The organism is Synechococcus sp. R5-12 (assembly GCF_047502655.1).
In the GTDB taxonomy this organism is placed as follows: Bacteria; Cyanobacteriota; Cyanobacteriia; order Thermostichales; family Thermostichaceae; genus Thermostichus.
The window spans coordinates 1-9557 of sequence record NZ_JANSIM010000023.1 but is presented as its reverse complement, the minus strand read 5'-3'; the positions used below and the strand labels follow the sequence as shown (position 1 = coordinate 9557).

8 protein-coding genes are annotated in these 9557 nt (G+C 61.1%); 4 read left to right on the top strand and 4 right to left on the bottom strand.

All coding sequences use genetic code 11. The annotated features are described in order from the left end of the window. Positions 1-148 precede the first annotated feature (148 nt). On the bottom strand, positions 149-1429 hold the full coding sequence (locus tag NW843_RS01905) for a DUF4912 domain-containing protein (RefSeq protein WP_414521952.1): 1281 nt from the start codon (positions 1427-1429) through the stop codon (positions 149-151). A 401-nt stretch (positions 1430-1830) separates the two neighbouring features. Here NW843_RS01905 and NW843_RS01900 point away from each other — a divergent pair, with 401 nt between their 5' ends. The 3 genes from NW843_RS01900 to NW843_RS01890 all read left to right on the top strand — a co-directional run bounded on the left by NW843_RS01900 (position 1831) and on the right by NW843_RS01890 (position 5082). Next, entirely contained in the window at positions 1831-2643 is an 813-nt protein-coding gene (locus NW843_RS01900) for a hypothetical protein (RefSeq protein ID WP_414521951.1), read from the top strand. A 127-nt stretch (positions 2644-2770) separates the two neighbouring features. Continuing rightward, positions 2771-3892 (top strand): glycosyltransferase family 9 protein, encoded by a 1122-nt coding sequence (locus NW843_RS01895; protein WP_011432002.1) that lies wholly within the window; start codon positions 2771-2773, stop codon positions 3890-3892. Between the two features lie 248 nt (positions 3893-4140). Next, positions 4141-5082, top strand: coding sequence for a DMT family transporter (locus NW843_RS01890; RefSeq protein ID WP_238376852.1), 942 nt, complete (start codon positions 4141-4143; stop codon positions 5080-5082). A gap of 24 nt (positions 5083-5106) precedes the next feature. Here the strand turns inward: NW843_RS01890 and NW843_RS01885 are convergent, their stop codons facing one another. Further along, positions 5107-6234, bottom strand: a complete 1128-nt coding sequence (locus NW843_RS01885; RefSeq protein WP_414521950.1) for an iron-containing alcohol dehydrogenase family protein — start codon at positions 6232-6234, stop codon at positions 5107-5109. Positions 6235-6483: 249 nt separating this feature from the next. On the opposite strand from NW843_RS01885, the gene NW843_RS01880 reads away from it, so the two are divergent. Then, on the top strand, positions 6484-6903 hold the full coding sequence (locus tag NW843_RS01880; protein WP_414521949.1) for a TerB family tellurite resistance protein: 420 nt from the start codon (positions 6484-6486) through the stop codon (positions 6901-6903). Between the two features lie 23 nt (positions 6904-6926). Here the strand turns inward: NW843_RS01880 and NW843_RS01875 are convergent, their stop codons facing one another. Both NW843_RS01875 and NW843_RS01870 read right to left on the bottom strand, forming a co-directional pair. Next, complete coding sequence (locus tag NW843_RS01875) at positions 6927-8216, bottom strand: PLP-dependent aminotransferase family protein (RefSeq protein ID WP_414521948.1); 1290 nt, start codon at positions 8214-8216, stop codon at positions 6927-6929. A 22-nt stretch (positions 8217-8238) separates the two neighbouring features. Beyond that, the gene (locus NW843_RS01870) at positions 8239-9360 is read right to left on the bottom strand and encodes a hypothetical protein (RefSeq protein ID WP_414521947.1); all 1122 of its coding nucleotides are present in this window, start codon (positions 9358-9360) and stop codon (positions 8239-8241) included. Between the last annotated feature and the right edge of the window lie 197 nt (positions 9361-9557).

Below are 9557 nucleotides of genomic sequence, written 5' to 3'. Positions count from 1 at the left end.
TTCAGTATAGTTGAGCTTATTATTGACTAGAGTCATGCTCTCCTAGGACTGGCATCCCCTGTTTTGATGGCTGGAGTCAAGCTCTCCAGCCCAAGGAAAAAAGCCCCCCGGCCAGCTCCAGGGGGCAAGAAGGGAAAGGTTGGATCCTTCAGGGCAACAACTCTTCGATGGCCTCTTCTTTGGTGTTGGTGCGGCGGGAGAGGGTGCGGCGGTCGAAAGTCATGTGGATCTCCCGGTTTTGCTCGCCATCGGCAGCCACCGCAAAGATGGGGAAGTCGATGTTGCCGTCTGGGAAAGCCATGTGGAAGCGGAAGGTGCCATCGGGGTTGAGCTGGATCTTGCGCCCGCCAATGGTAACGGTGGCATCCGGCTCTGTGGCCCCATAGACAATCAGCTCGGCATCGGCCACCAACCAGAACTTGCGAGAGCGCTGCGGCAGCACTTCGGAAGCCCCCGAGAACAGGCCCAGGCCGGATCCCGAAGCCATCCAAGGAGCAGCGGGCACCTCCGCCATGGCCATCCCCATCATGCCCACACCCGAGGGGATGATAAACGAGCTGATGGCCTGCTCCGGCACCAATTGGCGGCTGCCCATCTGGTGGCTGCCAAACAGGGATCCCGCCACCCGCATCGCCTCAAAGCCACCCACCATTTCCAGGAAGGGATCGACCGTGGCACCCTGCTGCGGCTCATCACCTTTGTAGTCCACCACGCCCATGCCGGTGGCGCTGCGCTTGTAGGGCTCGCTGAGCTGGTAAAGGGTGCGGCCCTGCAGAGCCATGTCGAAGGGCACTGTCAGGAAGTGCTCTTCAAACCAGTCGGAAGGATAGACCGGCGGCACCATCACCGCCGCCGAGCGGGCCAACATCAGCCAGCGGCCATCTGCCGTCCGGTAGCCGATCTCCACAATGTAGGAACGATCGCTCACCGGGATCGGCAAATACCACTCCCGCGCCAACTCATCACAGGGGTACTCCTGCATGCTGTGGGCCGGCTGGTAGCTGAAATCGATATCCGTCACATCGTAGAGGCGCAGCGCCAACTGTTGGCCGCCCTCGCGGCGCTTGCTTTCTTTAGCCTCGTTGGGCACATCCCAATAGGCGTAGGCCCACTGGGGATCCCGCGGCAGCAAAACGATGCGGCTTTCCCCGTAACCGCCCGGCAAATCGCCCAGCCCTTTGTCCACATCGGCCAGATCCGTCTTGCCGGCAACCTCTTGACCCCTAAACTTCGTTTGGGTGACCGATTCTTGCCCCTTGGGCTCCGGCATGGCATCGACAGGGCGGCCAGCTTTGACTTGGGCCTCTCGAATGGCCTCAATCAGCTGGTCTTTGGTCATGCGGCTGTACTTGGGGATCTGATAGCGGGCAGCTTCTTCCCGCAACTGCCGGATGGTCATTTCTTCCAACGGGATCCGCTCTTGTGGCATGGTCGGGGTCTCCTGTCTTCGACAAATCGGGCTTCGTGCAATGCTCCAGCTTTTGTCCTATGGGCCGATCCCAGCTTGTGGTTCTGAGGACAACCTTGAACCTGCTGATGTATCGGCTTGCCTCGGGCTCTCCAGCCGCTGATGACCACAGGTGGGGATCAACGGGGATCATCAAGAATGATGAACCCATGTTTGCGTATTTTTGCCTGTCGGTCAAGACCCTGGGGATCGCTGGGGATCAAAAACAAAGGGTGGGATTGCGCGGGATCCCCTGCCGAACCGGCCTCGCCTGGGTAGCATGGGGGAAAGGTGAGCTGTTGCGAGATGGGCCGCAGATTTCGTGGCCAAGAGGTGTGGGCATGAGGTGGTGGAAGTATAGGATTCAAGGCATACGGATCCAAGTGAGCTGGGCAGCACTGGGGATCCTGCTGGCGGGGCCGGTCTTGCCGGTGGAAGCTGTGGATGCCCAAACGCTGTTTCCTCCCCTTTACCGCTTGCAAGGGGGATCCCCTGCCTTGCCCGCCGGAGAGCAGCCTGCCTCTGAAGCAGCGCCCTGGCGTCCGGCAACCAAGGACTCCATCCCACCCAAGGGAGCGGATCAAAAAGTAGAGCCGGCCCAACCCATCAACGGGGAAGTGGCAGAGGGCCCGGTTTTCGATCTGGATCTGTTGCGGCAGTTCGGCACCAGCCCTGGCGGCAGTGGCTCTGGATCCCGGCAGGGGGAAGTGGTCGGGCCGGGCAGCGGCCAGAGTGGGGTGCGCGGAGCCAGCCCTGGCTCAGGGGTGGGCACAGGCCAAGGGCCAGGGGGCGGAACGGGTCTGGAGGCGGGATCCCAGCGGCGGGAACCGCAAGTGACAGGGTTGATTGTGGATGCACGAGGCTTGGATTTCTTGCCCAGCCAGTCAATGCGCTTGTTTGATCCCGATGGCAATCAAGTCTATACCCCCGTTACTCTTGGCCAAGACCTCAACGCGGCCTTTGTGGGCAGCGAGGGCACAGCTGCCTATGCCACCTCGGAAGAGCAGGCCCGCTCACTGGTGAACCGCATCGGGGAACGGCCTCACCGCATTCGTGCCATCCGCACCCTGGGCTACGACCTGGTGATTTCCGCCGAAGATGCTTTTAGTCTGCGCCAGATGAATGCGACAGATGGCTTTCTGGATCGCTTTGCTGTGGTGGTCATCTGGGATGGCAGCCAAGCCAGTCTCCCCTGAGGCCCAGGGATCCCAGCATGGCCATCAAAGCACAGGACAGAGGAATGCTAGCCTAGCAAAAGTGCTCTGTCTGCACCACCCCCACCACCTCCAGCGGGGTTGATATCTTCCTGGGGATCCCAGCCTTATGCAACGGTTTGCCAACCAACCTCTGCGGGAACATCCCCACCTGGCGGTGTTTTCCTCCAGCAAGGTGGGCAATTTTGTGGTTACCATCCCGCTGTTGCGGGGCCTCAAGGAAAAATACCCCGGCTGTGTGCTGGATTTTTTTGGCAGCGAGATTACCCGCGACTTTGAGCTCCACTGCCCCTACATCGACTTCAGCTTTCCTCTCTACAGCCGTCGTCCCGATTACCTCGAGGCCCTGACCGCTGCTGTGCGAGAACGGGTGACCCAGGCCGGCCCCTACGACTTGGCCATCAATTGCGACGAGTTTAGCGAGCTCAACCTGGTGGCGGTAACGGCCCTGCGCCCCCAGTACATTGCCGGGGCCGGCTTGACTCTGGATTTTCGCCGCAAGTTGGATCCCGGCTCCGACCCGGTACAGCGCATGCTCCAGGATGACGACTGGAACGGCCTGGAGTTTCTGCAGCGCTACAAAGGGATCCTCACCAGCAACTACATCGCCGAAATCTTCTGTCGCCTGGCGTACGTGGAGACGGATTTTTTCCGCCTGGAGCTGCCCAGCCGGGATCCCGGTTTTCCGGTGCCAGAGGTCTTGGTGCACATCACCACTACCCGCCGCGCCAAGATGTGGCCTCTGGAGTACTGGCGGCAGGTGATCCAGTGGTGCCAAGGCCAGGGCCTGCAGGTGGGGCTAATCGGCAGCGCGCCGGAGCTGCAGCGATCCCTCTACCACGGCGGCAGCAGCGAAGACGAACTGCTGGCGCAAACGGGAATGGTTGACCTGCGGGGCAAAACCAGCCTCATGGAGCTGGCGGGGGCCCTGAAGCGGGCGCGGGTGTGTATCTCCGTGGATGCGGGGCCGATGCACATCGCGGCGGCAGTGGGCTGTCCCACCATTGCCCTGTTTGGCAACGATGCCGATGGGGATGGGGCCAGCCCGGTGCGACTGTGGGCTCCTCGTCTGCCCCACGTCTATCTCACCCAAACCGCCTACAAGTGCCGGGTCTGCGCAGAGAACAAGTTCAAAAACGAAACCTGCCTGGTGGAGGGTCATCCCTGTATGGCCCATCTCAAGCCGGAAACGGTCATCGGCTACTTGAAAGAGATTCTCAAGCAAACCTAGAGGTTCCACGCCCTCACCCCCAGCCCCTCTCCCAAAGAGAGAGGGGAGCTATGGAGCGACGGGGTGAGTTGTTTCATGGCTACTTGAAATGGCCATGTCTTGGGATCCCCATCTTTTTCCCCCTGGGAATCAGGGGGGCCGGTGGGCAGCAAGGAGTGCCCAGGGGCGCAGTTCGGATCCCTGGAAGTCCGTTTAAGCTGAGAGTTCAAGGCTGAAAACTTAGTGCCTAAACCATTTGGGTGTGAGCTGTGACTTTGGAGATGTGGTATCGCCACCAGCTGAGCCGCTTTGCAGAGTGGGGAAAAATAAGGCTCTGGCAAGGAGTTGCCCTGAAGCTGCTGGCCACTGCTTGCTTTGCCTGTTTAGGCGCGATCATCCGGCTCAACACTCCCGCCCTTCACCCCTTTCAGATTGTGTTTTTGCGCAACCTATTCGGGTTTCTCGCCCTGTCGCCGCTGGTGTTGCGGGCTGGGATCCAGTCTCTGCACACCGCCAAGATGGAGTTTTACCTCCTGCGCTCGGCGATCAGCACGGTGGGGATGTTGCTCTCCTTTTGGGCAGCCAGCCTGTTGCCTCTGGCAGAAGCTACGGCGCTGAGCTTTGTTCAACTTTTGTTTGCCGGCACGATGGCGGTATGGGTGTTGGGCGAGCAGATGCGCTCGTCCCGCTGGCTGGGATTGGGCCTGGGGTTTGCCGGGGCTTTGGTGATGTTGAGGCCAGGCTTCCGAGAGTTTTCTCTGGGAACAGGGCTGGCCTTGGGGGCGGCAGCACTCTTTGCCTGGGTGACCATCGTGCTCAAGATCCTCTCCCGCACCGAGTCCAGCCTCACGATTACGGCCTACATGGGCCTGCTGCAGACCCCCCTTTCCTTTCTGGCTGCCGTCTGGGTTTGGACCTGGCCTTCTCCTGAGCAGTGGCTGTGGATGGTGGCCATGGGGCTACTGGGCAGCATTGGCCAGGTGGCCCTCGCCCAGGCCTACAAGCTGGCTGAGGTGACGATGCTGCTGCCTCTGGATTTCTCCCGTCTGCTCTGGGCCAGCCTAATCGGGTTTTGGGTGTTTGCCGAGATCCCGGATGGGTGGACTTGGATGGGCGGAGCCTTGATCTTGGTGGGCGCCACCTCTGGAGCCTACGGCGAAGCCCGCCTGCCCACAATGCCGACCCAGGCCCGTACCGGCGGAGTTGGATAGCAGACAGATATCCTCTGCCAGGACTTACAGCCGAGGGAGAACAGGGCTGGAGCTGGTCAGGTCTGTGGTGGTAAGGGCCACCAACAGGGCTTCTGGACTGACGGGGAAGGGCAGGTGGTGGATGTCGGATCCTGGCTGGCAGGCCACTTGGGCAGCATGCAGCAGGTCGGCGGATCCCAAGTGACCTAGCTTGAGATCCCGCAAGTTGAGGGGCAGCCCCACCTGGCGGTAGAACTCCAGCAACTGGGTACGTGCTGCCAGCGCCAACTGGCTTCCCTGCAGGATCTCTTCTAGGCGGAGCTGGGCCAAAATGCCGAAAGCCACCTTCTCGCCGTGCAGGGTGGCCCGGTGCCCCGACAAGTGGGTTAGCCCGTTGTGGACAGCGTGGGCAGCCACCGTCCGACATTTGGCCCCACCCATGCCGCCAACGATCCCTGCCAGGCAAATGCAAGCATCCACCACCTGTTTCCAAGCAGTTCCGCCCGGCTCCCGCAGGGCCGCCGCCGATTGCTGGAGAAGCAAATCCCGCAAGACGCGGGCCTGCTGCACAGCGCCAATCACCAGGGCATCTTCCGATGCGCCGCTGCTGACAGAAGACTCGTACCACTTGGCCAAGGCATCTCCGATCCCGGCTACCAAGGTGCGAGGGGGAGCCTGACGAATGAGGTCGTAGTCCAAGATCAAGGCGGCTGGGGCCTGATCCAAGGCCACATCCCGCTGAAAAGCGCCGCTGTCGGAGTAGATATTGGATAGGGCGCTCCAGGCGGCACAGGTGGCCGCAGAGGTGGGCACGGTAACCACCGGGATCCGCAGCCGGTGGGCCACCAGCTTGGCCGTATCCAGAGCCTTGCCACCCCCCACTCCTAAGATGCCGGTTACCGATTCCGCCGTGGCCAGCGCCTGCAAACGCGCCAGCTCGGACTCGCTGCAGTCTACCCCGTAGGTAGTCCAGTGAACTTGGAGGGCGGGATCCCGGGCGAAATTGCGCTCCAGGGGGGCCTCAACTACAGCCAAGGAGCGTTCCCCCCCGATCACCAGCACACGGGATCCCAGTACCGCAAGGGGCACAGCTTCCAGAATGCCGCTGCCGCGGTACAGCCGACCTGGGGCCAGAATGGCAAGATCCAATTGGCAAGGAGAGGCGCTCAGCATTGCAAGAATGGGCGAGAAAAAGGACTCCGTCCCGCTATCGCGAATAGCTCAGTGTTCGTAATACAGATAACGATCCTAGCCGAAAAAAGGGCTCCGCGCTGCTGACGCGAACGCAGATGGCTCACCCAAGGTCTGGCTATAGTTAAGCTGTTCATCCCCTCAACTCTGCAGCCTCTAAGGTCTCTGGCCCCCTGACACGTTCGCAGAAGTGTCGCGTAGCGACAACAGTTCTCAGCAAGGGATCCCACCATGAACCCCACAACTCAACATCAGCTCATGCTCAAAATTGTGGCCGGCTCTGCTTGGGCCGATGGGCATTTGGAACCCCAGGAATTGGCCTACTTGGGATCCCTGCTGCGCCGCTATGGTTTGGAGCACGATACCGAGCTGCGAGAACTGATCCAAGAGCCTATCCCAATGGAGCAAACCGAGCGCTGGATGGCCGATTATCTAGCCCAGGCTAGCGAAACCGAGCGCATGCAACTTTTGGGAGCAATCGGCAACCTGATGATGGCCGACAACACGGTCTCTCCAGAAGAGCACACCCTCTTGGATGACTACTACACCCTCATGGCAGGGATCCCGGCTCGTCCAGAAGCTGCACCCAACCTGGTGAAGGGCGTTGGGCAATTTTTCCGGCGCGTGGCCAAGGCTGTGGGGGGCAGGTGAGCGGGAAATCTGCGCTCTGGGCTTCAAGGATCCATGCTTTTGGAGAGCTCCTTCCCTTGCTGCTCCGCACCGCTGGCGCAAGAGTGTATCAGTCTGTACAGTTGTTCCCCAATGGTCTGGATCCCACTGACAATGCGCTCCTCGGGTTGATAGCTGAAGGCCAGGCGCAGAGCATGGTCTCCTTGGCCGTCGGCAAAGCAGTGGGTGCCCGGCAGGAAGGTGACCCCCAGGGCGCGAGTAGCCTGCAACAAGGTGCTGGCGCTTAGGGAAGGGGGCAGCTCACACCAGACGAAAAATCCACCCCCAGGGGCCTCCACCTTGACTTCGGGCGGAAAATATTGAGCGATGGCCTCCAGCATCACCTGGCACTTTTCTCGGTAGCGACGGGTGAGGAGTTGAATGTGGCTTTGCAGACGGCCCTCCCCGCAATAGCGGGCCACCACCCGGCCCAAAAAGGGCCCCAGGGATCCCTCGCTGCGAAACATCTCCAGGCGGCGGATGATCTCAGGGTGACCACAGGCCCAGCCCACCCGTACTCCCGGCACCACAATCTTGGAGAAGGTGCCCACATGAAGAACCCAGCCTTCCCGATCCAGCGCAGCCAAACTGGGCAAGGGATCCCCGGCAAAGCGCAGGTCGTAGTAGGCCTCGTCCTCCACCACCACCACACCGTACTCAGCTGCCAACTGCACCAATTTCTGCCGCCGTGGCCCAGAGAGGGTGCAGCCTTTGGGGTTTTGGAAGGTGGGAATGGTATAGACAAATCGGGGGCGGATCCCTTGGCGAGCCAGATCGCGCAGCACCTCTTCCAGGCGATCCACCACCATGCCTTCCCCATCCACCGGAATCGAGATCAGACGCGCTCCTGCCGCCGCAAAACGGCTGACAGCCCCCATGAAGGTGGGCCCTTCCACAATGACTACATCCCCCGGCTCCACGAAGACCTGAGGCAACAGGCCGAGGATCTGCCCAGAGCCATAGCCGATCAGTAGGTTTTCCGGCTGGGCCTCTACCCCTCTATCCCGCATCAACTGCAGCACCACGTTGATCAGCCCGGCAAACGTGCCGCCGTAATTGAGGGCATTGTCCCCATCCTCTGCCAACACCTCCGCCGTGGCCCGCGCCAAGTCGGCCTTGGGGAACAGACGCGGATCCGCCAGCCCAAAGGTAAAACTGGTAACCACCGGCGCTGCACCTGGGATCTCCGCCCCGAAAGGAGAAGGGATCACAGCCTGAGCCCGTTGGGCAAAAAGGGTTTGCAACAAGGGCCGCGAAGTGCTACGCGGTGCCGATGCGGACGAGGTCTGGGTCATGGCAAGCAAGAGAAAGAATACCTTAGGCCAATGCCTGCCACGATAGCAAGAAAGAACTGCCCAGGAGTAGGGATCCCAAAACCCGCCGCCAGCTCCGGTAGGGGATCTCAGCCAAGACGCCGCCGGCGCTCAGGCATAGGAAGGGGAGCACCACCAAACCCCAGCGAGCACTTTGCTGCAGGGTGTTCACTTGGGGATCCCAAAACCATGTCGCCAGCGCCCCCATCCAGAGGACATGGCCCAAACCGGCCAAGCTGAGCAGGGCTTGCTGCCGTTCTGCCCAGGGCCAGCCCAACCGCACCAAGCTCAACCCCAAGGGCAGCATCAAAGTAGCCAAAACGGCCAAGCCACCTTGGGAGCTGAGAGGATGGGGAATCACCTCAGCAGAGGTAGCCGGCAAATTAAACCGTCCCAGCCAGGAAAGCCCCATCACCAGCAGCAGCAAAAGCAGTCCTGATATTCCGAGCCGCTGACGCGAACGCAACGGTTGCCGCGGCCACTGCTGGCTCGTCCACAGCCCTGCCCAGAGCAAAGCCAAGGGCCAAACCTTATAGGACAGGGCACAGGCTAAGGCCAGACCCCACCAGCGCAAGGTGGATCCCGGCCCAACACCACAACTGCAAAGCAAAACCAGGCTGCCCAAAATCTCGCTGCCCGGCTCCAACCCTTGGGTCAACACCCAGGGGCTGAGTCCCCATAGACCGGCACTCCAGAAGTTGCCCCAGCTCCAGCACAACAGCAGAATGGCCAAGCAGGCTACAGCCGAGAAGATGTGCAGGATCCCTTCAGCCGGGATCCCGGTTCCCTGAGCCAGCCAGGGCAGTAGCCTGTCGGCAAAAGCGCTCCGCACCACTGACGCGAACGAGTGGTAGAGAGGCAGTTCCGGTTGGACAAAAGTCAGGGATCCCTCAGAACTGCTCACCGGCAAAACGCGCCACCACTGCAGAGGAGCCGGTTGCCCCCAAGAGCGGAGTCGCTGCCCCAAAAGAAGGCCCATCCCTCCCCATAGCAGCCAGTGGCCCATGAAACCAAAACCAACCAAACGCCGACGGCGATGGTTGTCCCTGTTGGAGGAGCTCAGGCGGGGAAATGAGCCGCGGGGCAGCCGCTTGCCCGGGCGGGGTGTGGCGGGGGGAAACTTCATGGGTAAACCCTAGCCTGTTCGCATGAGCAGTGCAGAACACTATCCCTACACGGGGTGGGCCCTCGACCGGCAGCAGAACATCCAACGCCCTCTACTCTTGGCCGGTTGGGGAGAAAAAGTGCCCCTTCGTTACTTCCAAAAGAGAATCTCCCCGCGTGACATACTCCCGCACTCATGCTGACGCAAAGCGCTCCGCG